General features: G+C 65.0%; 18 protein-coding genes and 2 tRNA genes. 13 read left to right on the top strand and 7 right to left on the bottom strand.

The window, feature by feature from the left end:
* Positions 1-22: 22 nt before the first annotated feature.
* Complete coding sequence (gene putA / locus FJ424_RS26830) at positions 23-3631, bottom strand: bifunctional proline dehydrogenase/L-glutamate gamma-semialdehyde dehydrogenase PutA (protein ID WP_140653417.1); 3609 nt, start codon at positions 3629-3631, stop codon at positions 23-25.
* Between the two features lie 164 nt (positions 3632-3795).
* Here putA and FJ424_RS26825 point away from each other — a divergent pair, with 164 nt between their 5' ends.
* Complete coding sequence (locus tag FJ424_RS26825; RefSeq protein WP_140653419.1) at positions 3796-4248, top strand: Lrp/AsnC ligand binding domain-containing protein; 453 nt, start codon at positions 3796-3798, stop codon at positions 4246-4248.
* Here FJ424_RS26825 and FJ424_RS26820 read toward each other — a convergent pair.
* Positions 4245-5453, bottom strand: a complete 1209-nt coding sequence (locus FJ424_RS26820) for a cytochrome c peroxidase (protein ID WP_140653421.1) — start codon at positions 5451-5453, stop codon at positions 4245-4247. The genes FJ424_RS26825 and FJ424_RS26820 overlap by 4 nt on opposite strands.
* Before the next feature lie 7 nt (positions 5454-5460).
* A complete protein-coding gene (locus tag FJ424_RS26815) occupies positions 5461-5904 on the bottom strand; it encodes a FixH family protein (RefSeq protein WP_140647664.1) in 444 nt (147 codons plus the stop codon).
* A gap of 158 nt (positions 5905-6062) precedes the next feature.
* Here FJ424_RS26815 and FJ424_RS26810 point away from each other — a divergent pair, with 158 nt between their 5' ends.
* The gene (locus FJ424_RS26810) at positions 6063-6980 is read left to right on the top strand and encodes a sugar kinase (protein WP_140653423.1); all 918 of its coding nucleotides are present in this window, start codon (positions 6063-6065) and stop codon (positions 6978-6980) included.
* A 45-nt stretch (positions 6981-7025) separates the two neighbouring features.
* Here FJ424_RS26810 and FJ424_RS26805 read toward each other — a convergent pair whose 3' ends face one another.
* The 3 genes from FJ424_RS26805 to FJ424_RS26795 form a co-directional block, all read right to left on the bottom strand.
* On the bottom strand, positions 7026-8051 hold the full coding sequence (locus FJ424_RS26805) for an aldose epimerase family protein (RefSeq protein WP_140653424.1): 1026 nt from the start codon (positions 8049-8051) through the stop codon (positions 7026-7028).
* Between the two features lie 95 nt (positions 8052-8146).
* Positions 8147-9604 (bottom strand): NAD-dependent succinate-semialdehyde dehydrogenase, encoded by a 1458-nt coding sequence (locus FJ424_RS26800; RefSeq protein ID WP_140647661.1) that lies wholly within the window; start codon positions 9602-9604, stop codon positions 8147-8149.
* A gap of 323 nt (positions 9605-9927) precedes the next feature.
* Complete coding sequence (locus FJ424_RS26795; protein ID WP_140653436.1) at positions 9928-10878, bottom strand: AEC family transporter; 951 nt, start codon at positions 10876-10878, stop codon at positions 9928-9930.
* Between the two features lie 162 nt (positions 10879-11040).
* Between FJ424_RS26795 and FJ424_RS26790 the strand changes: the two genes are divergently transcribed.
* The 9 genes from FJ424_RS26790 to FJ424_RS26750 all read left to right on the top strand — a co-directional run bounded on the left by FJ424_RS26790 (position 11041) and on the right by FJ424_RS26750 (position 18634).
* Positions 11041-11589 carry a histidine phosphatase family protein gene (locus tag FJ424_RS26790; RefSeq protein WP_140653438.1) on the top strand — a complete coding sequence of 183 codons (549 nt, stop codon included), beginning with the start codon at positions 11041-11043 and terminating at the stop codon, positions 11587-11589.
* Between the two features lie 221 nt (positions 11590-11810).
* Positions 11811-11881 (top strand) — tRNA-Tyr (locus FJ424_RS26785).
* 5 nt (positions 11882-11886) lie between these two features.
* A tRNA-Thr gene (locus FJ424_RS26780) sits at positions 11887-11954 on the top strand.
* Between the two features lie 346 nt (positions 11955-12300).
* Positions 12301-13443, top strand: a complete 1143-nt coding sequence (locus FJ424_RS26775) for a slipin family protein (protein ID WP_140653440.1) — start codon at positions 12301-12303, stop codon at positions 13441-13443.
* A gap of 235 nt (positions 13444-13678) precedes the next feature.
* Positions 13679-13960 (top strand): acyl carrier protein, encoded by a 282-nt coding sequence (locus FJ424_RS26770; protein ID WP_027167184.1) that lies wholly within the window; start codon positions 13679-13681, stop codon positions 13958-13960.
* Between the two features lie 55 nt (positions 13961-14015).
* A complete protein-coding gene (locus FJ424_RS26765; RefSeq protein ID WP_140653442.1) occupies positions 14016-15203 on the top strand; it encodes a beta-ketoacyl-ACP synthase in 1188 nt (395 codons plus the stop codon).
* Between the two features lie 14 nt (positions 15204-15217).
* On the top strand, positions 15218-16489 hold the full coding sequence (locus FJ424_RS26760; protein ID WP_140653444.1) for a beta-ketoacyl-ACP synthase: 1272 nt from the start codon (positions 15218-15220) through the stop codon (positions 16487-16489).
* Between the two features lie 117 nt (positions 16490-16606).
* Positions 16607-17635: a zinc-binding dehydrogenase gene (locus FJ424_RS26755; RefSeq protein WP_140653446.1), complete on the top strand. Its 1029-nt coding sequence runs from the start codon at positions 16607-16609 to the stop codon at positions 17633-17635.
* Between the two features lie 6 nt (positions 17636-17641).
* Positions 17642-18634: a lipid A biosynthesis lauroyl acyltransferase gene (locus FJ424_RS26750; protein WP_140653460.1), complete on the top strand. Its 993-nt coding sequence runs from the start codon at positions 17642-17644 to the stop codon at positions 18632-18634.
* Positions 18635-18656: 22 nt separating this feature from the next.
* On the opposite strand, the gene FJ424_RS26745 is transcribed toward FJ424_RS26750, so the two are convergent.
* Positions 18657-19088, bottom strand: coding sequence for a L,D-transpeptidase (locus tag FJ424_RS26745; RefSeq protein WP_140653462.1), 432 nt, complete (start codon positions 19086-19088; stop codon positions 18657-18659).
* Positions 19089-19349: 261 nt separating this feature from the next.
* Here FJ424_RS26745 and FJ424_RS26740 point away from each other — a divergent pair, with 261 nt between their 5' ends.
* Complete coding sequence (locus tag FJ424_RS26740; protein ID WP_140653464.1) at positions 19350-20627, top strand: acetylornithine deacetylase/succinyl-diaminopimelate desuccinylase family protein; 1278 nt, start codon at positions 19350-19352, stop codon at positions 20625-20627.
* A gap of 128 nt (positions 20628-20755) precedes the next feature.
* Entirely contained in the window at positions 20756-22237 is a 1482-nt protein-coding gene (locus tag FJ424_RS26735; RefSeq protein WP_140653466.1) for an ABC transporter substrate-binding protein, read from the top strand.
* The last annotated feature ends 10 nt before the right edge of the window (positions 22238-22247 follow it).

The raw sequence follows: 22247 nt of genomic DNA, 5'->3' as shown, positions 1-22247 counted from the left end.
AAAAGGGCTGGTCTCGAGCTGACTATGCAGCCGCCAGCAGGCTGGCGTTACCGCCTGCGGCCGTCGTGTCGACGCAGACCGCGCGCTCATGCGCGTAAGCCGCCGGGTTGAGCACCTCGCTGACCAGCGGCACGATCGGACCGGAGCGCTCGGCGATCACCTTGCGCACGATCCGCGCCGCCTCCGGCGTGCCGGAGAAGGCGACGACATCGACCCGCAGCGAGCGCGCCTCGACCGGGTCGGGCCGGCCGTCGATGGCCGCCAGCGGCAGGCCCTTGCCGGTCAGCGCCGACAGCGCCGCCGGAGCGCCCGGCGCCACCGCCAGCACGGCATTGCCGGCCGCGAGCGCCTGGATCGTCTGCGAAAGCAGCGTCTCGGCATCCGGGCCGAGGCACAGCACCCTCCCGCGCGGCGACAGCGACAGCGTGTTGGCTTCGCCGGTCGGTCCCGGCAGGTCGACCTGGCCGAAATCGAGGCTTGCTGCGGCGGCGATTGCCGCCGCGCCCTTGCCACGCAGATGCTTCCTCAGGATCGCCACGCGATCCGGCCGCGTCGACCAGCCGCCGAGCGTCGGATCCGGCAGATTGTCGGCAAGCTCCGTCGCGGTCACCTTGTGACCCTCGCCAAGCTCGGTGCCAGCCTCCGGCCCCTTGCGGAAACGGCGCAGGTAATGCGGCCCGCCGGCCTTCGGGCCGGTGCCCGAAAGCCCCTCGCCGCCGAAAGGCTGCGAGCCGACGACGGCGCCGATCTGGTTGCGGTTGACATAGATGTTGCCGGCATGGATGCCGTCGACGAAATGCTGGACGCGGCCCTCGATGCGGGTGTGCAGGCCGAAGGTCAGGCCGTAGCCCTTGCGGTTGATGGCGGCGATCACCGCGTCGATCTCGTCGGCATCGAAGGTCGCGACATGCAGCACCGGGCCGAACACCTCGCGCTCCATTTCCTCTATGCCTTTGACGCGGAAGACATGCGGCGCGACGAAACGGCCGGTTGCCGGCGCTTCCAATTTCGCGATCAGCCGACCCTCCAGACCTTTCTTCTTGCAATAGTCGCTGATCGAAGCTTGCGCCTCATCGTCGATGACCGGGCCGACATCGGTCGAGATTGCCCAGGGATTGCCGATAGTGAGCGCTTCCATCGCGCCTTTCAGCATCTGCAGCATCTTCTTCTCGACGTCCTTCTGGACGTAGAGCACGCGCAGCGCCGAGCAGCGTTGGCCGGCGCTCTGGAAGGCCGAGGCGAGAATGTCGCGCACCGCTTGCTCCGGCAGCGCGGTGGAATCGACGATCATCGCATTCAAGCCGCCGGTCTCGGCGATCAGCATGGCATCGGGCGCCGCGGTTTCGGCCAGCTGCTTTTCGATCAGCTTGGCAACCTCGGTCGAGCCGGTGAAGCAGACACCGGCGATGCGCGGATCGGCGGTGAGCGGCGCGCCGACCGACGGGCCATCGCCCGGCAGAAGCTGGATGACGTCCTCCGGCACACCGGCCTCGCGCAGCATCTCGACGGCGCGGAAGGCGATCAGCGGCGTCTGCTCGGCCGGCTTGGCGACGACCGAATTGCCGGTGACCAAAGCCGCGGCGATCTGGCCGGTGAAGATCGCCAGCGGGAAGTTCCACGGCGAGATACAGACGATCGCGCCGCGCGCTTGCGTGCCCGCTTCGGCATTCGCCGCCTCGGTCGCGTAGTAGCGCAGGAAGTCGACCGCCTCGCGCACCTCGGCGACCCCGTCGGCCAGCGACTTGCCGGCCTCGCGAGTGGCGAGAGCGAAGAATTCGGCGGCATTGGCTTCGTAGAGGTCGGCGGCGCGGTTGAGGATCGCGGCGCGCTCGGCAACCGGGCGCTTCGCCCAGGCGGGTTGCGCGTCGACGGCGATGCGCACGGCGGACGCCACCTGTTTGGCCGCCGCCTCATGCACGGTGCCGACGACCTCGTCGGGCTTTGCGGGACTGACGATCTGGCGCGGCTTACCGTAGCCGGCGGCGCGCGTGACCGGCTTGGCGTGCCAGCGGTCCGTCCCGGCGAATTCCGCCCTCGCCTTCTCGATGGCCGCAAGCGTCACCGGATCGGTGATGTCGAAGCCCCTGGAATTGCGGCGTTCGGCGCCGAAAATCGCGGCGGGGCGCGCAATCGCCGGATTGGCGGCCGGCCCCTGCGTCTCGATGGCCTCGAGCGGATCGCGCGCGATCTCCTCGGGCTCTACCTCCTCGTCGGTCAACTGATGGACGAAGGAAGAGTTGGCGCCGTTTTCCAGCAGACGCCGCACCAGATAGGCGAGCAGGTCCGAATGCGCGCCGACCGGCGCATAGATGCGGCAGCGCGTGCCTTCGGCCTGCCGCACCGTCTCGTGCAGCGCCTCGCCCATGCCGTGCAGGCGCTGGAACTCGAAGCTGTCGCGGTCCTTCGCCATCGACAGGATGGCGGCAACCGTGTGCGCGTTGTGGGTGGCGAACTGCGGGTAGATGCGGTCGGTCATCGACAGCAGCTTTTTCGCGCAGGCCAGATAAGAAACGTCGGTGTTGGCCTTGCGGGTGAAGACCGGATAACCGGACAGGCCGAGCGTCTGCGCCCGCTTGATCTCGGTGTCCCAATAGGCACCCTTCACCAGCCGCACCATGATCCGGCGGTCGTATTTTTTCGCGAGCGCATAGAGCCAGTCGATGGCGAAGGCCGCGCGCGGCCCATAGGCCTGGACGACGACGCCGAAACCGTCCCATCCGGCGAGCTCCGGCTCGGCCAGCACGCGTTCGATGACGTCGAGCGACAGGTCGAGCCGGTCTGCTTCCTCGGCGTCGATGTTGAGGCCCATGCGCGAATGCCGCGCCGCTAGCGCCAGCGACAGAAGCCGCTCGGCCATCACCGGCAGCATCTTTTCCTTCTGCGCCTCTTCGTAGCGCGGGTGCAGGGCCGAGAGCTTCACCGATATGCCGTGGTTGTAGCGGATGTCGGGCCCGTTGGAGCCGGAATCGAGCGAGGAGATCGCGTCGGCATAGGCGCGGTGGTAGCGCAGCGCATCGGCTTCCGTGCGGGCCGCCTCGCCCAGCATGTCGAAGGAATAGAGATAGCCCTTCTGCGTCATCGGCCGGCCGCGCTTGATCGCCTCGGCGATGGTGCGTCCGAGCACGAACTGCTCGCCCATCTCGCGCATGGCGGCGGCCACCGCCTTGCGGATCACCGGCTCGCCCAGCCTGCGCACCATGGCGCGCAGCGTGCCTTCGATGCCGCCCTCGCCTTCGTCGAGCACGCGGCCGGTCAGCATCAGCGCCCAGGTCGAGGCGTTGACGAAGATCGAGCTCGAGCCGCCCGAATGCGCCGACCAGTCATGCGGCGCGATCTTGTCGGCGATGAGGTCGTCCATCGTCTCGGTGTCGGGCACGCGCAGCAACGCTTCGGCCAGGCACATCAGCGCCACGCCTTCCTTGGTCGATAGGCCGTAGGCCGAGAGGAAGACCTCCATCAGCCTGGGGTCGGTCGAGCCGCGCACCGCCCGCACCAGATCGGCCGCGCGGGCCGAGATCGCCTTGCGCTCCGGCGCCGAAAGCCCCGCCGTCGCCGACAGGCGCTTCACCGCCTCGTCTTCGTCGGGCAAATAATTGGCGCGGATCTGCTGGCGGATGGCGTCGAGCGGCATGTCGGGTCCATGAAAGCGAGCGTGAGCGAGCGGTCTGGCGGTCGCCGGACCGAATGGCGCAAGCTAGCACAGCTGCGAATTTCAGTCGGTCCAAAGAAATCGACAAAGCAGTCCGTTCGATCTATCATATAGGTATCCTTTCAATCGTATTGACTGCAATATCGATGATTGAAGACCAATTGGACCGCATCGATCGCAACATCCTGGCCGCGCTTGGGCGCGACGGCCGGCTTTCCATGTCGGAACTCGCAAGCAAGGTCGGCCTGTCGAAGACACCGGTTCAGGCGCGCGTGAAGCGGCTGGAGAAGGACGGCTATATCAGAGGCTACCGCGCCGTCATCGACCGTGAACGCATGGGCGAAGGCCATGTCGCCTTCGTCCAGGTGAAGCTGTCGGACACGCGCTCGGCGGCATTGGACGCGTTCAACCGCGCGGTGCAGGGCGTGCCGGAGATCGAGCAGTGCCACATGATGGCGTCGAGCTTCGATTATCTCTTGAAGGTCCGCACCACCGACATCGCCGCCTATCGGCGGGTGCTCGGCGAGCGCATCTCGGCCCTGCCCCATGTCGCCCAGACGTCGACCTTCGTGGCGATGGAGACGGTGAAGGATCGCTAATCCGACAGCGTTTTCAGGAAAGCTATCAGCGCCGCCCGCTCGCGCTCGGAAAGGTCGAGCGGGTGCACTTCGGAAACGCCTTCGACGGCAAGCGGCGCTTTCGAATAATGCGCAACCACCTCGTCGAGTGTCGAGAACTGGCCGGCATGCATGTAGGGCGGCCGGCTTGCGGCGCCCCTGAGCGACGGCGTCTTGTAGGCGCGCATGATCTGCGGACCGTCCTTGACCATGAAGCGCAGCTCGCGGCAGGCGCTTTCGTCGCCGTCGCGGAATTTGCCGAAGCAGTTGAACGGGTCGGCCTCGACCTGCGCCACCGCATCGACGCGCCCGCGGTCCGGCGGCAGCCCTTCGACCGGCGGCACGCCGGTGTTGTGGAAGGAATTGTCGGTGAAGCGCGGACCATTGTGGCAGGTCACGCAGTTGGCCTTGCCGATGAACAGCTTCAGCCCGAGAATCTCCTCCGGCGAGAACGCGGCGTCGCCTTGCGGCGCTGCCCCGGTGGCCAGATCGATGGCGAAGCGGTCGAAGCGCGTTTGCCGAGGCTCGATCGAGCGTTCGAAGGCGGCGATCGCCTTGCCGATATTGGCATAGACGCGGTTGACGTCGTCTTGCTGGCCGGCGGGCATGGCGTTCCACGCCGCCTTCTCGGCATCCGTGCCGAGCGGGCTGGCGTTGGCCGGCACGGTCGAAAGGTCCGGCAGCGGCCCGAAGATGCGTTCATAGCGCTCGCCGAACCGCTTCTTGATGTAATGCGCGAAGGCGGCGCGGTTTCCCGCCTGCTCCAGCGGATTTTCCAGCGGCGTCAGCGCCTGCGCCCACAGGCTGTCGCGCCTGCCGTCCCAGAAGAACCAGGGATCGCGCGCCACGCCTGCCAGCGGCATGGTGCGGCGGTTGGTGCGGCTGACGCCGACCGCCTGCGGCAGGTCGTCCTGGAACTGGCGGTCGATCTTGTGGCAGGTCGAGCAGGACACCGTCCCGTCGCGGCTCATGCCGACATCGAAGAACAGCGTCGAGCCAAGCGCGGCGGCCGCCGGCACATCCGCATACTGGTTCGTGGTGTCGGGTTTGAGCGAGGGCAAGGTGTTCAACGCCAGTGAGGCGATGGTCTTCTTCTCCGCATCGCTGAACTGCGGCTTGCCGCAACCGCCGAGGAGCAAAAGCGTCGCCAATGCGAGCAGACCTGCAACGCTGGCCAGCCGTCTCATCGCCCGCTCACAACACGACGTTGAAGACGACGGAATCGGACCCGGCCGCCGCCGAAATACCGAAGTGCAGCTGCCACCAGCCGCTCATCGTGAACTTCACGCCGTCGATGCGGTAGCGTCCGTCGCCGAGGTAATCGGTCGCCTGCGGACTGGTCGGCAGGCCGTGGTCGTGCTGCGGCATCCCGCCGGAGACGGTGATGGCTGCCCCCTCCACCGGCGCGCCGGCGGCGGTCTTCAGCGTCAGCAGCCAGGACTGCAGCTCGCCCTGCCGGATCACGCCGCGCTCCGGCTCGAAGCTCGCGACGAACAGGCCGTTCGCCGTCTTCTTGGAGCGTGAAATGTCCGGGCCGGACGCCGATTGCGGCAGCATCAGATAGACCGCGGCCACGATGCCGACCAGCAGAGCGGCCAGGCCGAGACCCGCAAGAATGTAACGCCATATCGATGCCAAACCCGTTCCTCTTCGGCTGTTAACGTCGCGGTTCGCTTGTCGCGTCCCGCCCTGCCTGTGGGAAATCGCTTCTGGCGCAAAATTCGCCGCTAGCCAAGCATGGCGCTGCCGGCCGCAAAAAGCTACAGCAACAATATCTTAGGAAGGGACAAGCCCGCATGGCCAAGGGTATCGCGTCGATCGGCGAATGCATGCTGGAACTGTCGGGCCAGACCGGCCCGAACTGGCGCATGGGTTTTGCCGGCGATACCTTCAACACCCTCTGGGCGTTGCACGCCTTGAGCCCGGATCGGCCCGCGACCTACGTGTCGGCCTTCGGCGACGACCCCTTCTCGCGCGATCAGATTGCCTTCCTTGCCGAGAACGGCATAGGCGTCGGCAACAGTCCAATCATTGCCGGCGCGCGCCCCGGCCTTTACGCCATAACGCTCACCGGGGCCGAGCGCGCCTTCACCTACTGGCGAAGCGACGCGGCCGCGCGCCAGCTTGCCTCCGATCCGGCAGCACTCGCGAAAAACCTTGAAAACCAGGCGCTTGTCTATCTTTCCGGAATCACCCTGGCAATTCTGGACGAGGCCCCGCGGAAAACTTTGCTGACGGCCATAGTTGCGGCCCGGGCCGCCGGCTCGCTCGTCGCCTTCGACCCGAACTACCGGCCGCGTCTGTGGCCAAGCCGTGAGATAGCCCAAGCCGCGATCATCGATGCGCTTGCCGTGGCCGACATCGCGCTGCCGACTTTTCCTGACGAGCAGATGCTGTTCGGGGATCCGACGCCGCGGGCGACGGCGGAGCGCCTTGCCAAGCTGACCGGCGAGGTCGTGGTCAAGAATGGCGAGCAGCCGGCCCTGATTGCGCTGAACGGCGTTTTACAAACTGTCGACGCGGTGCATGTGGCCGCCCCTGTCGACACCACCGGCGCTGGTGATTCCTTCAACGGCGGCTATCTCGCTGCGCGGCTTGCCGGCCATGCGCCCGACGCCGCCGCTCGCCGCGCGCATAAAGTCGCCGCCGCGGTCGTGCAGGTTCGCGGCGCGCTTGCCCCGTTCGATACGTTGAGGGCAGCCTTCGACAGTTAAGCTCCATCGAAGCTTAGGCGGGCATCACTTCAATACCCTAGAACTTTAAGGCAGCCGGAACCGATATTCCGTCACCTGATGATAGATCTGTCCCGGCCACAGCGTCGCCTGCGGGAAATAGGGCCGGTTCGGCGCGTCAGGCCAGGTCTGCGCTTCGAGGCAGAGGCCCGAAAACGCCCTGTAGCGGCGGCCGTCGAGCCCCGGCGATGTCGGCGCGACGAACTGACCGCTATAGAGCTGCAGTCCCGGTTCGGTGGTCCACACTTCCATCTCGACGCCGGAATTGGCGCCTTGCACCCAGGCAGCCTGGTGTAGCGGCCCGCGGCTGGAGGCCAGGCAGTAATTCAGGTCATAGCGAAGCTGCTCGCCTTCCATTTCCATGCGCAGCGCCCGCGCCTGCCGGAAATCGAAAGGCGTGCCGTCGACCGGCTTCACCACGCCGGTCGGGATCATCTCGTCATCGACGGGCGTGTAGGCGCCGGCGTTGAGCATCAACCGATGGTCGAGGATGTCGCCCGCCCCGCCATCGTCGAGATTGAAATAGGAGTGCTGCGCGAGGTTGCAGAGCGTCGGCTCCTCGCAGGTCGCGGTCAGTTCCATGCTGAGCGTGCCGGGGATCTTCAGCCGGTAGGTGCAGGTGACGTCGAGCGCGCCCGGGAATCCCATGGCGCCGTCCGGATCGTGCAATGTCAGCGTCACGAAATCGCGGCCGTGCAGCGAGACGGTCCATGGCCGGTGGAAAAAGCCTTCCGAGCCGCCATGCAGCGTGTGCTTGCCGAGAAAATTCTGCTCGGTCTGGTAGCGGTTGCCGGCGATGGTGAAGCGGCCGCCGCCGATGCGGTTGGCGAAGCGTCCGACTACCGCCCCGAAGAAGGCGCGGTCGGTCTCGTAGGGTTCGAAACGGTCGTAGCCCAGCACCAGCGGCGCATCGTGGCCGCTCAGCCTGAGATCCTGGACGATGGCGCCAAGCCCGATGATGTTGGCGGTGATGCCGCCGCCGCGAATGGTGAAGCGGCGCACAGCCTCGCCCGCCTGCGTCGTGCCGAAGACCTCGCCGTCTTTCATCGCCATGCCCGAAATGTCATTTCCTGATCCGTGGATTTAGGCCGATGGCGCATCATCCGGCAAGGGCAGGCCAAACGCCTGCCCTATCCCAGGGATCGATATCAGAGTCCGAGGCCGCCGAAACAGGCATATTTGGTATCGAGATAGTCCTCGATGCCCTGATGCCCGCCTTCGCGGCCGAGACCGGATTCCTTGACGCCGCCGAACGGCGCCTCGGGCGTGGTGATCAGGCCTTCATTGACGCCGACCATGCCGTATTTCAGGCCTTCCATCACCCGGAAAGCGCGACCGAGATCGCCGGTGTAGAAATAGGCGGCGAGGCCGAACTCGGTGTCGTTGGCCAAGGCGACCGCCTCTTCCTCGGTCTCGAACTTGAACACGGGCGCGATCGGCCCGAAGATCTCTTCCTTCATGAAGCGCATCTTCGGCGTGGCGTCGGCAATGACCGTCGGCTGGAAGAAGGAGCCGCCCAGCGCATGGCGCTTGCCGCCGGCGACGACCTTGCCGCCCTTCGAGGTTGCGTCGGCGATGAACTCCTCGACCTTCTCGACAGCCTTCTCGTCGATCAGCGGCCCCTGCTGCACGCCTTCCTCCAGGCCCGAGCCGACCTTGAGGTTGTTGCTGGCGGCGGCGAGCTTCTCGACGAACTTGTCGTAGATGCCGGCCTGCACGAGGAAGCGGTTGGTGCAAACGCAGGTCTGGCCGGAGTTGCGGTACTTGGCAGTGATGGCGCCGGCCACCGCGCGGTCGACATCAGCATCGTCGAAGACCAGGAACGGTGCGTTGCCGCCGAGCTCCATCGACACTTTCTTGACCGTCGTTGCCGACTTCTGGATGAGGATCTTGCCGACCTCGGTCGAGCCGGTGAAGGTGATCTTCTTGACCAGCGGATTGGCGCAGATTTCGTCGCCGATCTCGCCAGCCGAACCTGTCACGACATTGACGACGCCTTTCGGGAAGCCGACTTCCTCGACCAGCGCGCCCCAGGCGAGGCCCGAATAAGGCGTCTGCGAGGCGGGCTTGACCACCGCCGTGCAGCCGGCGGCCAAAGCCGGGCCGATCTTGCGGGCGAGCATCGAGGACGGGAAGTTCCACGGCGTGATGGCGGCGATGACGCCGACCGGCTCCTTGGTCACCAGGATGCGGCGGTCGCCCCATGGCGACGGCACGATGTCGCCATAGACCCGGCGGCCTTCCTCGGCGAACCACAGGATGTAGGCCGCGGCCGAGCCGATCTCGCCCTTGGATTCGGCGAGCGACTTGCCCTGCTCGATGGTCAGCAGTTCGGCCAGCACGTCCTGATTGTCCATCATCGCGTCATGCAGCTTGCGCAGGAGCTTCGAGCGCTCGAGCGCGGTGGTCTTGCGCCAGCTCTTGAAGGCTTCCTCGGCCGCCTCGATGGCGCGGCGAGTCTCCGCCTTGCCGGCCTTCGGCACGGTGCCGATCTTGAGGCCCGTCGCCGGATTGTTGACGTCGATGGTCTGGCCGCTGTCGGCCTGCACCCATTCACCATTGATGAGATTGGCCTGGCGCATGAAATGACTGGTTTTCTGAAGCATGGTCTGGCCTCCGTTCGGCGCGCTGATCGGCCGTTTTTCTGGATATCCTTTGAAGCGTGCTCGCTAGCCGCACGCTGGCGCATTGCTCTTACCTAGGGAAAGGCGGGCAAGCAATCACAAGATGGCATATAGGGGTTGGGCCAGCAAAAGCGAGCGCGGATTGCTTGCGTGCGAGATTGGTCGAGGATGTTGAGATTCAGGTCAGGCCGAGCCGAAAATAGCGATTTCCGAGAACCGGAGCGGAGCGTACCTAAAGTACGTGAGCACCGGAAGCGCAGGAAATCGGTGTTTGCAGGCCGGCCTCACCTGAATAACGACATCCCTTATCCGAAGACGTGGATCACCACCGTCAACCAGAACGACGTGGTCACCACCGCGCTTGCGGTGGCAAGCGTCATCTGGTTCGAGGCCAGCGCCTGGCCGGTGTTGAACTGGACGGCGATCAGGTAGGAATTGATGCCCGAAGGGAGTGCTGCAACCACCACGGCGACCTTGGCAGTCAGCGGCGGCAGGTCGAGCAGCCACACGAAGGCCAGCACCAGCGCCGGCATCAGGAACAGTTTCAGTCCAGACAGCGCCAGCGCCGGCCGGATATTGCCGGAGATGCCGAAGCGGCGCAGGCTGAGCCCCATGGCGAACAGCGCCACCGGACCGGCCGTGTCGGCGAGCGTATCGACCAGCCGTTCGATAAGGTCCGGCAGCGCCGCGCCGGTGAGGCGCCAGGCGAGCCCCGCCAGGATGCCGATGATCAGCGGATTGATGAACAGCCGCCTGAGGAAGCTTTTGACGACGCGCAGCGGATGGATCGTCTCGCCGCTGCCGCGCCCGAACATCTCGAACAGCACGATCGAGGCCATCATCATGATCGGCAGGTGGACCGAGACCAGCAGCGACAGCACCTCGAAGCCGCTCGCGCCGAAGATGCCGAGGATGAAGGGCGCGCCGAGCAGCACGACATTGGAATAGGCCGACGACACGCCGCCGACGATGCCCGCGCGCGCATCTCGCCTGAACAGCCGCGTCATCACCAGATGACCCGCGGCCCAGGTGATGGCCACGGCCGCGAAATAGGCGCCCCACAGCGACCAAGGCGTGACGCCATGGAAGTCCGATTTGACCATGGTCTGGAACAGCAGCAACGGCATCGCCACGTTGACGGCGAATTCGGAAATGCCCTCCCCGCTCGCCGGCCTCAGATAGCCGGTGAGCCCGGCCAGATAGCCGAGCGCAACAAGGCTAAAGACGAAGAGGACGGTTTCGGTGAGCGGAGTCATTTTCTGGGCGGAGACATTTTTCCCGTGATAGGCGAGCCCTGTTCGCCATGCAATTGGCGCCGCGCGCCTATCTCCAGGGCCTCTGCTTGTTTTCCGGCCGGCTTTGCGATCCCTATATGCCGATCACGGTCTTGGCCCCGCTGGGCCGCCAAAGGACTTCCGATGCTGCGAATTGTTCTGGCGCTTTTTCTCCTGGCCGGTCCGAGCCTTGCCCACGCGACGGACGCCGGCTGGGCGTTGCTGCGCGACGGCGGCCATGTCGTGCTGCTTCGCCATGCCTTCGTCACCGGAGCTGCCGACCCGGCCAATTTCGACATCGGCAATTGCGCCACGCAGCTCAACCTGTCGGAGCGCGGCAAGCAGCAGGCAAGCCGCATCGGCGCGCTGTTCGCGGCCCGCGCGGCTCCGATCGATCACGTGCTCTCGAGCCGCTACTGCCGCTGCCTCGACACTGCCCGCATCGCTTTCGAATCCGAGCCGCAGCCCTTCGCGCCGCTCGACCTGCTGAAAACCGACCCGGCCGAGAAGGCCGCGCAAATGGAAGCGGTCATGAAGGAAATCCGCGGCTATTCCGGCTCCGACAATCTGGTGCTGGTCACGCATGTGGAAAACATCGAGGCGCTCACCGGCGTAGCGCCGCGCGAGGGCGAAGCCGTGGTTGTGGTGCCGGAAGGCGACGCCCTCAAGGTGCTCGGCCGCGTCACGTTCTGAGGGCGCCGGCCCGCGCGGCTCGCTACCGTGGCCGAAATGCCACATCCGGAAGAAGCCGCACATCCGCCGCGACAATGCCGCTTGCGACAACCCGTCGCAGGGTCTATAGGCGCGCTCCCGGTCACGAAAACCGAAGCGAGCACAACGGTTGGAGCTTTCGTCTCCGCCCGCGCAGCCGGCTTTGCCGCGCTGTGTACGGCGCCGTTTCGGGGATTGGGATCGCGGATGTAGCTCAACTGGGAGAGCGCCGGACATAATCCGGAGGTTGTGGGTTCGAGTCCCGTCATCTGCATCACGGATAGCTCAGCTGGAAGAGCATCAGACTTGTAATCTGACTGTCGAAGGTTCGAATCCTTCTCCATTGGCCTGATACCCCATCCGAAAACGGTCCGGGGACCGGAATGCGAGGACTTCACGGACGGCAGGGCTTCGGCCTTGCCGGGCCGCGATGTTCTGCGCCATCGGCTCGCGGCCAGGCCCGCGGTGACGATCAAGGCGCGGCGCGGCCGGCAAGGGAAGCTTCGGCTTCCGGCGCCCGCTTCGCCGCCCCGCGATCCGCTCCCGAGGGCCCGCCGCGGATCGATGCCACCGGTCCCCGGATCATTCGTGCCCGGGAAGATGAAGTACGACGACGTGAAACGAGAAACGAAAGGACGCTTCGACGCATGACGTGACGCCTCGCATGGGGCCATGCCCGACAGGAGTAAGACAATGAAGACCATTCTCGCAAAGCTTCTTGGACGCCAGCGCGTCCTCGTGAAGGAAAGTGAACGTGCCGTCGCCCTCTACAAGGGCGAGATCCAGGCAATCCTGATGCCGGGCGAGCATTGGCTCGCCAACCGGCGCGGAAACCTGGAAATCTCCAGGCACGACCTGAAGAACCCGGAATTCGTCTCGGCTTACGAGAAGGCGTTGTTCGACAAGCTCCCGGACGTGGCCGCGCGTCATTTCACCGTCGCCCGCACCGGGCGCACGGATGTCGCTGTCATCGAGCGCGACGGCGCCCTCCACGCTATTCTGGCTGCGGATCGCAAGCTCGTGCTTTGGACCGATGCCGGACCGTGGAAGGTGACGTCTGTCGACACGGCGGCCGATCTCGCCGTCGATCCGGGCTTGATGCGCCGGATCGGCCAGGCCCGGAAGACGGAGCACATCTTCGTCAATCCGGTCGTGGACGGTCAGGTCGGGCTGCTCTTTGTGGACGGCGTCCTCGCCCGCACGCTTGAAGCGGGCGTGCACGCCTTCTGGAATGTCGGGCGCATGGTCCAGGTGAAGGTCGTCGACATCAAGCGCCAGTCGCTCGATGTCGCGGGGCAGGAAATGCTGACCAAGGATCGCGTGACGATCCGCGTCAACATCGCCGCCGAATACCGGGTCGTCGATCCGGTCAAGGCGGTGAGCACGGTGAAGGACTTCTCGGAAGCCCTCTACCGCGCCCTGCAGTATGCCTTCCGCAAGACGCTTGGCGCGCTCACGCTCGACCAGATCCTCGACAAGAGGGTGACGGTCGACGAGGACGCGGCGGCCAAGGTGCGCGACGACATGGCCGCGATCGGCGTCGAGGTCAGCGATATCGCCCTCAAGGATGTGATCCTGCCGGGCGATATGCGCGAGATCCTCAACCAGGTGGTCGCGGCCGAGAAGCAGGCCGAGGCCAACGTCATCCGCCGCCGCGAGGAGACGAACGCCACGCGTTCGCTGCTCAACACGGCCAAGGTGATGGCCGAGAACCCGGTGATGCTGCGGCTGAAGGAGCTCGAGGCTCTCGAAACCATCGCCGGCAAGGTCGAGCGGCTCACCGTCCACAACGGGACGGGCGGGCTGCTCAACGACCTGGTCAAGCTCCGCGACTGACGCATGTCGCCCAAAAGTGGTTCCGGTTTTGGAACAACGACATGCATCGGAATAGAAAGCTGACGCCGCGTAAAATGGGAAGGGCCGCCGGATAGACCGGCGGCCCTTCTTGCGTTCCCAAAGCCGGCATCCCATCTGCCCCGGCGCATCAGGCCTTTTCCTGCCGGGAAAAACCGATTAGACAGCGCCCAAACAAGATGCGGACAGATTCCGCCCGCAACCGAAGGAAGAGCCCTTGTCCACCACGTTCGAGAAAGTCGCCAAGATCATTGCCGACACCAGCGAGATCGATATCGACACCATCACGCCCGAGAGCCACACGATCGACGATCTCGGCATCGACAGCCTCGATTTCCTCGACATCGTCTTTGCCATCGACAAGGAATTCGGCATCAAGGTGCCGCTCGAGAAGTGGACGCAGGAGGTCAATGACGGCAAGGCCTCGACCGACGACTACTTCGTCATGAAGAACCTGTGCGCCAAGATCGACGCGCTGGTCGCGGCCAAGGCCGCCTGAGCCGGCTCGGGCGCGGTCTTGACGCGCCCTGCCAGCTGACCCACAACGGCCGCCCATGAGTTCTCACGACGTCGTCATCACCGGCATCGGCCTTGTCTCTTCGCTTGGAGAGGGTCCGGATGCGCATTGGCAGAAGCTCACCCGACCGGGCCTTGAGCCGGTGCTCGAGGCAGAGCGCTTTGCGCCTTACACCATCCATCCCCTGCCCGAGATCGACTGGAACCTGCAGATCGCCAAGCGCGGCGACCAGCGCCAGATGGAAACCTGGCAGCGCCTCGGCACCTATGTCGCCGGCCTGGCGCTGGATGACGCCGGCATCAAGGGCGACGACGAGCTTTGCGCGACCATGGACATGGTGGTGGCGGCCGGTGGCGGCGAGCGCGACGAAGCCGTCGATGCCGCGATCCTCGCGGCCTCCGAGAGCCGCAACGACCGCGACGTGCTGCTCAACGAGAAGCTGACCACGGAACTGCGGCCGACGCTGTTCCTGGCCCAGCTCTCCAACCTGCTCGCCGGCAACATCTCGATCGTTCACAAGGTCACCGGCTCCTCCCGCACCTTCATGGGCGAGGAAGGCGCCGGCGTCTCGGCCGTCGAGACGGCGGCCGCGCGCATCCGCTCGGGACAGTCGACCCATGTTCTGGTCGGCGGTGCCTTTCAGACCGAGCATTCCGACATGCTGCTCGGCTATGAGCTCGCCGGTTACCTGCATCGCGGCCCATGGAAGCCGGTCTGGCAACGCCAGGGCGCCGAAGGTGGCGGTGTGGTGACGGGCTCCGGCGGCGCCTTCCTGGTGCTGGAACAGCGCGAGCACGCAAAAAACCGCGGCCGCAAGATCTACGCCGAGCTTGGCCCCGTCATCTCCGGCCGCGCCAGGCGCCGGCGCGGCGAACTGAATGCCGAAATCGCCGCATTGCTGAAGCAGGCCGCCCTTCCCGACGGCGATCTGCTGACGATTTCCGCCGCTTCCGGCGCCCACGCCGCCACGGCGGCCGAAAAGGCGATGCTCGACGGCAACTCGGCCTTGGCCGTGCGCGCCTTCTCGACATTGACCGGCCATATGAAGGAGGCTCAATTCCCCTTTGCGGTTGCGCTCGCGGCAATGGCCGTCGACCGCAAGGCCGCCTACCCTGTCTTCGATGCCACAGCGGAACGGCAATTCGAGGGCGCGCCCAATAGCGTCCTTGCAACGGCGATCGGCTATCACCAATTCGAGGGCCTGGGGCTGATCAAGGCCGCCTAGAAAGAGACGCAAACATGGCCAATCTCCGAGACCATATGGGCAGGCCTATCGTCGCCGTGACCGGCATCGGCGTGGTGACCTCGCTCGGCGTCGGCAAGAAAGAAAACTGGGCGGCGCTGACCTCGGGCAAATCCGGCATCCATCCGATCACCCGCTTTCCGGTCGATCAGCTCAACACCCGCATTTCCGGCATGGTCGACTTCCTGCCGTCGAGCTCCAAGGGCGCCAGCCACCTCACCTACGAGCTGGCCGAGACCGCGGCCCAGGAGGCCGTCTCGGAAGCTGGGTTGGAGTCCGGCGATTTCGGTGGCCCGCTGTTCCTGGCCTCGCCGCCGGTCGAGCTCGACTGGGCCGACCGCTTCTCGCTCTATAATTCCGACAAGCAGGACGCTGGTGCCGAAAGGTTGCTGCGCGTGGCGCGCGGGTTGAAGGAACTGGATGTCTTCGAGACCACGCAGTTCGGCTCGATCGCCGATCGCCTGGCCGACCGCTTCGGCACGCGCGGACTGCCGATCACGCTGTCGACCGCCTGCGCCTCGGGTGCCACCGCCATCCAGCTCGGGGTCGAGGCGATCCGGCGCGGCGAATGCGACAAGGCGCTGTCGATCGGCGCCGACGGCTCGGCAACCGCCGAAGCGCTGATCCGCTTCTCGCTGCTCTCGGCGCTTTCCACCCACAACGATATCCCCGAGAAGGCCTCAAAACCCTTCTCCAAGGACCGCGACGGCTTCGTGCTGGCGGAAGGCTCCGGCGCGCTCGTGTTGGAATCGCTGGAAGCCGCCCTTGCGCGCGGCGCGACGATCCTCGGCATCATGCGCGGCTGCGGCGAAAAGGCCGACGATTTCCACCGCACCCGCTCCAAGCCCGATGGCTCGCCGGCTATCGCTGCCGTGCGCGCCGCCCTGGCCGACGCGGGCCTCGGCGAAGACGAGATCGACTACGTCAACGCGCACGGCACCTCGACGCCTGAAAACGACAAGATGGAGCACCTGTCGCTGTCCACCGTCTTCGGCGAGCGCATCGGCTCGATGCCGATCTCGTCCAACAAGTCGATGATCGGCCACACGCTGTCGGCCGCCGGCGCGGTCGAGGCCGCCTTTTCGCTGCTGACCATGCGCGAAAGCGTCATCCCGCCGACCATCAACTACGACAATCCCGATCCGGCTATCGTGCTCGATGTCGTGCCGAACAAGAAGCGCAACGCCGAGGTCGGCACGGTTTTGTCGAATTCCTTCGGCTTCGGCGGCCAGAACACCTGCCTTGTCATGGCGCGGGAACCGGTCTAAGCGGATTTTTTCCGCTAATGCATGTCGCGCAAAAGTGAAATCGGTTTTGCTACAACGACATGCATAAACAAAGAAACTAAAGCGCATCGCGCTTTAGAGCAGAACCTGACAGGCCACATGCGCGCATTGCAACTTATCGAGGACCGCCGCCTTGAAACGGTGGACCTGCCGCCTCCCCCGCCGCCTTCGCAGGGCGAAGTGACGCTCCGCATCAAGGCGGTGGCGCTCAACCATATCGACGTCTGGGGCTGGCGCGGCATGGCGTTTGCCAAGCGCAAGTTGCCGCTGGTCGTCGGCGCCGAGGCCGCCGGCGAGGTCGAGGCGGTCGGACCGGGCGTCTCCAACCTTCTGCCGGGACAGTTGGTGTCGATCTACGGCGCGCGCACCTGCGGGCTCTGCCGTGCCTGCCGCGAAGGCCGCGACAATCTCTGCGAGCATGTTTCCGGCGTCCATGGCTTCCATCTCGACGGCTTTGCCCAGGAAAAGATCAATCTGCCGGCGCGCCTGCTGGTGCCCGCGCCTCCCGGCGTCACCGAAATCGGCGCGGCGGTCGCGCCGGTCACCTTCGGCACGGTCGAGCACATGCTGTTCGACAACGCGAAGCTGGAACCGGGCGAAACCATTCTCGTCCATGCCGGCGGCTCCGGCATCGGCTCTGCTGCCATCCAACTCGCCAAGAAGATGGGTTGCACGGTGATCACCACGGTCGGCTCGAACGACAAGAGCGACAAGGCCAAGGCGCTCGGCGCCGACCATGTCATCAACTACCGCGAGGATCGTTTCGAAGGCGTGGTGCGCAAGCTGACAAGGAAGAAGGGCGTCGATGTCGTGTTCGAGCATGTCGGCGCCGACACCTTCGCCGGCTCCATGCTGTCCTTGAAGCGCGGCGGCCGTCTCGTCACCTGCGGTTCGACCTCCGGCGTGTCGACGCAGGTCAACCTGATGCAGCTCTTCCAGCAGCAGCTGAAACTGCTCGGCTCCTTCGGCTGCCGCATGGAGAACATGGCCAACGCCATGCAGAAGATGGCGGCGGGGCTCGTTGCCCCGGTCATCGATACCGAAGTCGGCTTCGACGACATCGACGCCGCGCTGAAGCGCATGGAAGGCCGCGACGTCTTCGGCAAGATCATCCTGCGCGTTTCCTAAGACAAGATGGTCGGCAAGGTGCTCAGGAAAGCCCGCCGGGACTTCATGTTCCGCTACGGCCGGCGACTGCGCCAGCTGGAGCATTGGCTGGTCGCTAAGCTCGCGATCGTTCTGCTCTCGCTGCTGCGCCTTCTACCGCCGGACAGCGCGCTCAATTTCGCCGACCGCATCGCCCGCCGCATCGGTCCGATGGTCGGGCGCCATCGCGTTGCGGTCAACAATCTGCGCCTTGCCTATCCGCAAAAGAGCGACGCCGAGATCGAAGCCATCGCGCGCGACATGTGGGGCAACATGGCCCGCCTCGCGGCCGAGTACATCTTCCTCGACGCGCTGTTCGACTTCGATCCGAACGCTTCGAAGCCGGGCCGGGTCGAGGTGCGCGGCGTCGAGCATTTCCTCGAGATCGCCGATGAGAAGAAGCCACATATCCTGTTCACCGGCCATCTCGGCAATTTCGAGTTGCTGCCGGTGGCCGCCGCCACGTTCGGCATGAACATCACGGCGCTGTTTCGCCCGCCGAACAACCCCTATCTGGCCGACTACATCCACTCGACGCGCCGCTCCTCGATGGGCGCCCTGCTGCCCTCCGCCGCCGGCGCGTCGTTCGCCCTTGCCGCCATCCTGGAGAGGGGCGGCAATATCGGCGTGCTGGTCGATCAGAAATTCTCGGGCGGCGTGGAGACGACTTTCTTCGGCCGCCCGTGCCAGAGCAACCCGATGCTCGGCATGCTGGCCCGTCACTATGACTGCGATGTCTACCCCGCCCGCTGCGTCAGGCTGCCGGGCAACCGCTTCCGTCTGGAAATAGAGGACAGGCTGACCTTGCCGCGCACCGAAAGCGGCAGTGTCGACGTCGCTGCCACCACCCAGCTGCTCACCGATGTGGTCGAGCGCTGGGTGCGTGAGGACCCTGGACAGTGGATGTGGTTCCACAAGCGCTGGGAAATCAGCGGGCGTCGCCGCAAGCGTGGACAGGCGAAGGCGACAGCCGGCCAGTAATCGGTCGCTCCGCCGTCCCGGATCAGTTGGCGACGACGATCCGCGTGTTGCCGAAGCCGACTTCCTTGACCATCGCATAGAAGGTGGCGGCGTTGGCCGGATGCAGGCGCACGCAGCCATGCGAGGCCGGGCGCCCGAGGTTTCTCACCGACCCGGTGCCGTGAATGGCGTAGCCGCCGTGGAAGAACACCGAATAGGGCATCGGCGAGTTGTCATACTTGCGCGAATACCACATCCGGGCGGTCCATTGCGGCCGATAGCTGCCGCGCGGCGTGAAGTAGCCCTTGCGCGCGGTCGACACGCTCCAGCGATAGACCACCTGGCCATATTTGCTGACGGTCATGGTCTGCGACGAGACGTCGATATTGGCGACCAGCGTGGCCGCCCGGCTTGCGACGGACATGCCGAACAACGCGGTTGCCAGCATGGTTGCCATGAGAACGAACTTTTTCATGCGATCAAACCCCTTTGATTGCCCCCTGCCATTCGCGCGGTTTTTCCATCTTTTTGCCGGCAGATGCGTTAAGTACCACACACTCCTTGACGATTCCGCCAATCCAATGCGACGAATTTGAACGATTTTCGCGGTATAGTTGCCGCGTCGCCACGCACCCTCTGAAGTTTAGGCGAGGCGTTGGTCCATGCTTCGGTCGTTGTGTGGCAATGAGCGACTGGTTGCTTGCAAAAGTGCTGCGTTCCTTCTTCAATCCGCCGCATGAATGAACGACTTCTCAAGGCGGTCGAGGACCGGGTCGACGACCTCGTTGCGCTGACCGTGGACCTGATCCGCTTTCCGACCGTCAACCCGCCAGGCGAGGCCTACCGGCCATGCGCCGAGTTCCTTGGCGCGCGTCTCAGGAAACGCGGCTTCGAAACCGAGTTCATCCGTGCCGAAGGCGCGCCCGGCGACTGCGACCGCTACCCGCGGGTCAATGTCGTCGCCCGCTTCGACGGTCGCTCGCCCGGCCCCTGCGTGCACTTCAACTCGCATATCGACGTGGTCGAGGCCGGCGACGGCTGGACCGTCGATCCCTTTGCCGGCGTGGTGAAGGACGGCAGGGTCTATGGCCGCGGCGCCTGCGACATGAAAGGCGGCCTGGCCGCCTCCGTCATCGCTGTCGAGGCCTTCATGGAGGTCTATCCAGATTTTCCGGGCGCCATCGAGATATCGGGCACGGCGGACGAGGAATCCGGCGGTTTCGGCGGCGTCGCCCATCTGGCGCGGCTCGGCTATTTCTCGAAGCCGAAAGTCGACCACGTCATCATCCCCGAGCCGCTGAACAAGGACCGCATCTGCCTTGGCCATCGCGGCGTCTGGTGGGCCGAGATCGAGACCAAGGGCGAGATCGCGCACGGCTCGATGCCGTTCCTCGGCGACAATGCGGTGCGCCATATGGGCGCCGTCCTGCAGGCCTTCGAGGAGGAATTATTCCCGGCGCTCGACCACAAGATGACGCGCATGCCTGTGGTGCCGGAGGGCGCCCGGCGCTCGACCATGAACATCAATTCCATCCATGGCGGCCAGACCGAGGATTTCCGGCCGGGGCTTCCCTCGCCCAACGTGCCGGATTCCTGCCGGCTCACCATCGACCGGCGTTTCCTGCTCGAAGAGGACATCGCCGCCGTCAAAGGCGAAGTCACGGACATCCTCGAGCGGCTGAAGCGCGAGCGCAAGAAATTCGACTACGAGATCCGCGACCTGATGGAGGTTCTGCCGCTGATGACCGAGCGCGACGCGCCGGTGGTGCAGGCTGTCGCGAAAGGCATCATGGCGGTGTTCGAGCGCGAGCCCGACTATGTGATCTCGCCCGGCACCTACGACCAGAAGCATGTCGCGCGCATCGGCCACCTCTATGACTGCATCGCCTATGGCCCGGGCATTCTCGACCTCGCCCATAGGCCGGACGAATGGGTGGGCATCGCCGACATGGTGGAATCGGCCAAGGTGATGGCGATCGGCCTCAATGTGCTTTTGAGAGGAACGACGGACTGATCGGGACGACGGGTGGGAAAAACATTTCCCCCGGCGCGGCAAGGCAGCATGAAACGCGATTTACTCGCGCGCGAAATCACGCTTCTATCCGCCAGCTTGAGCACGTTTGAGCAAATGGGAGTTCAGTGATGAAACTGTGGAAGACCATCCTGGCCGCGGCCGCGCTGTCGCTTGCCGCCGCCACGTCGGCCTTTGCCGCGCGCACCGATCTCACGCTCGGGATCGTGCTCGAGCCGCCGCATCTCGATCCGACCGCCGGCGCGGCCGCTGCCATCGGCGAAGTCACCTATGCCAATGTCTTCGAAGGGCTGACGCGCATCGACGACAACGGCCAGGTCCAGCCCGCTCTCGCCGAGAGCTGGGCCGTCTCCGACGACGGCAAGGTCTACACGTTCAAGCTGCATTCCGGCGTGAAGTTCCACGATGGCTCGGCCTTCAGCGCCGACGACGTGAAATTCTCGCTGGACCGAGCGCGCGCCAAGGATTCGCTCAATCCGCAAAAGCAGCTCTTTGCGCACATCACCGATGTCACGGCGGTCGATCCGTCGACCGTCAAGGTCACTCTCGACGGGCCGCAGGGCAGTTTCCTCTACGACATGGGCCAGGTTGCGGCGGTGATCGTGGCGAAGGGGTCGGCCGACGGCAATAAGGACAAGCCGATCGGCACCGGTCCATTCAAGCTCGATCACTGGGCCAAAGGCTCCGAGATCACGCTCGTCAAGAACCCGGACTACTGGGGTACGCCCGCCGCGCTCGACAAGGCGACATTCCGTATCGTGCCGGACGCGGCCGCGGCTGTCCCCGCATTGCTCTCGGGCGACATCCAGGCTTTCGCCAACATGCCCGCGCAAGACGCGCTTGCACAGCTCCAGTCCGATCCGCGCTTCAGCGTCGTGATCGGCTCGACCGAGGGCGAGACAATCCTGTCGATCAACAACAAGAAGCCACCTTTCGACAAGCTTGCGGTTCGGCAGGCGCTCGCCTCGGCGATCGATCGCAGCGCCATCATCGACGCAGCCTCGAACGGTCTTGGAAAGCCGATCGGCTCTCATTTTTCGCCAGGCGATGCGGGCTATGTCGATCTCACCGGCGTCTACCCGCACGACATCGCCAAGGCCAAGAAGTATCTGAAGGAAGCGGGGTTGGAGAACGGCTTTTCGGCCACGATCAAGCTGCCGCCCGTACCTTACGCACGCGATGGCGGCCAGGTGATTCAGTCCCAACTGAAGGAGATCGGGGTCAATCTGCAGATCATTCCGGTCGAATGGGCGGAGTGGCTGAGCCAGGTCTTCACCAACAAGGACTACGACCTGACGATCGTTTCCCATGTCGAGCCAAACGACATCGATATCTATTCGCGGCCCGGCTACTATTTCCAGTATGACAATCCGAAGTTCAACGATGTCATCAAGGAGCTCGGCACCACGGTCGACAAGGACAAGAGGCTGGAGCTGCTGGGTGAGGCCCAGAGGATTCTCGCGCACGACGTGCCCGCCGTCTACCTGTTCGAGCTGCCCAAGATTGGCGTCTGGGACGCCAAGCTGCAGGGCATGTGGACGAACTGGCCGATCGAGGCTGACGATCTCACCAAGGTGAAGTGGACGGATTGAGGCCGGCGCG

Origin of the sequence: Mesorhizobium sp. B3-1-8 (genome assembly GCF_006439495.1) — a bacterium.
In the GTDB taxonomy this organism is placed as follows: Bacteria; Pseudomonadota; Alphaproteobacteria; order Rhizobiales; family Rhizobiaceae; genus Mesorhizobium.
This window is presented reverse-complemented; position numbering and strand designations above follow the sequence as displayed.

What these genes read in the sequence shown, in the direction of transcription:
- FJ424_RS26820 (WP_140653421.1), bottom strand. Translation starts at nt 5,453, where the DNA reads ATGAGACGGCTGGCCAGCGTTGCAGGTCTGCTCGCATTGGCGACGCTT.
- FJ424_RS26800 (WP_140647661.1), bottom strand. Translation starts at nt 9,604, where the DNA reads ATGCTTCAGAAAACCAGTCATTTCATGCGCCAGGCCAATCTCATCAAT.
- FJ424_RS26775 (WP_140653440.1), top strand. Translation starts at nt 12,301, where the DNA reads ATGAAGACCATTCTCGCAAAGCTTCTTGGACGCCAGCGCGTCCTCGTG.
- FJ424_RS26810 (WP_140653423.1), top strand. Translation starts at nt 6,063, where the DNA reads ATGGCCAAGGGTATCGCGTCGATCGGCGAATGCATGCTGGAACTGTCG.
- FJ424_RS26760 (WP_140653444.1), top strand. Translation starts at nt 15,218, where the DNA reads ATGGCCAATCTCCGAGACCATATGGGCAGGCCTATCGTCGCCGTGACC.
- FJ424_RS26750 (WP_140653460.1), top strand. Translation starts at nt 17,642, where the DNA reads ATGGTCGGCAAGGTGCTCAGGAAAGCCCGCCGGGACTTCATGTTCCGC.
- FJ424_RS26805 (WP_140653424.1), bottom strand. Translation starts at nt 8,051, where the DNA reads ATGGCGATGAAAGACGGCGAGGTCTTCGGCACGACGCAGGCGGGCGAG.
- FJ424_RS26735 (WP_140653466.1), top strand. Translation starts at nt 20,756, where the DNA reads ATGAAACTGTGGAAGACCATCCTGGCCGCGGCCGCGCTGTCGCTTGCC.
- FJ424_RS26790 (WP_140653438.1), top strand. Translation starts at nt 11,041, where the DNA reads ATGCTGCGAATTGTTCTGGCGCTTTTTCTCCTGGCCGGTCCGAGCCTT.
- FJ424_RS26745 (WP_140653462.1), bottom strand. Translation starts at nt 19,088, where the DNA reads ATGAAAAAGTTCGTTCTCATGGCAACCATGCTGGCAACCGCGTTGTTC.
- FJ424_RS26795 (WP_140653436.1), bottom strand. Translation starts at nt 10,878, where the DNA reads ATGACTCCGCTCACCGAAACCGTCCTCTTCGTCTTTAGCCTTGTTGCG.
- FJ424_RS26825 (WP_140653419.1), top strand. Translation starts at nt 3,796, where the DNA reads ATGATTGAAGACCAATTGGACCGCATCGATCGCAACATCCTGGCCGCG.
- FJ424_RS26755 (WP_140653446.1), top strand. Translation starts at nt 16,607, where the DNA reads ATGCGCGCATTGCAACTTATCGAGGACCGCCGCCTTGAAACGGTGGAC.
- FJ424_RS26740 (WP_140653464.1), top strand. Translation starts at nt 19,350, where the DNA reads ATGAATGAACGACTTCTCAAGGCGGTCGAGGACCGGGTCGACGACCTC.
- FJ424_RS26765 (WP_140653442.1), top strand. Translation starts at nt 14,016, where the DNA reads ATGAGTTCTCACGACGTCGTCATCACCGGCATCGGCCTTGTCTCTTCG.
- putA (WP_140653417.1), bottom strand. Translation starts at nt 3,631, where the DNA reads ATGCCGCTCGACGCCATCCGCCAGCAGATCCGCGCCAATTATTTGCCC.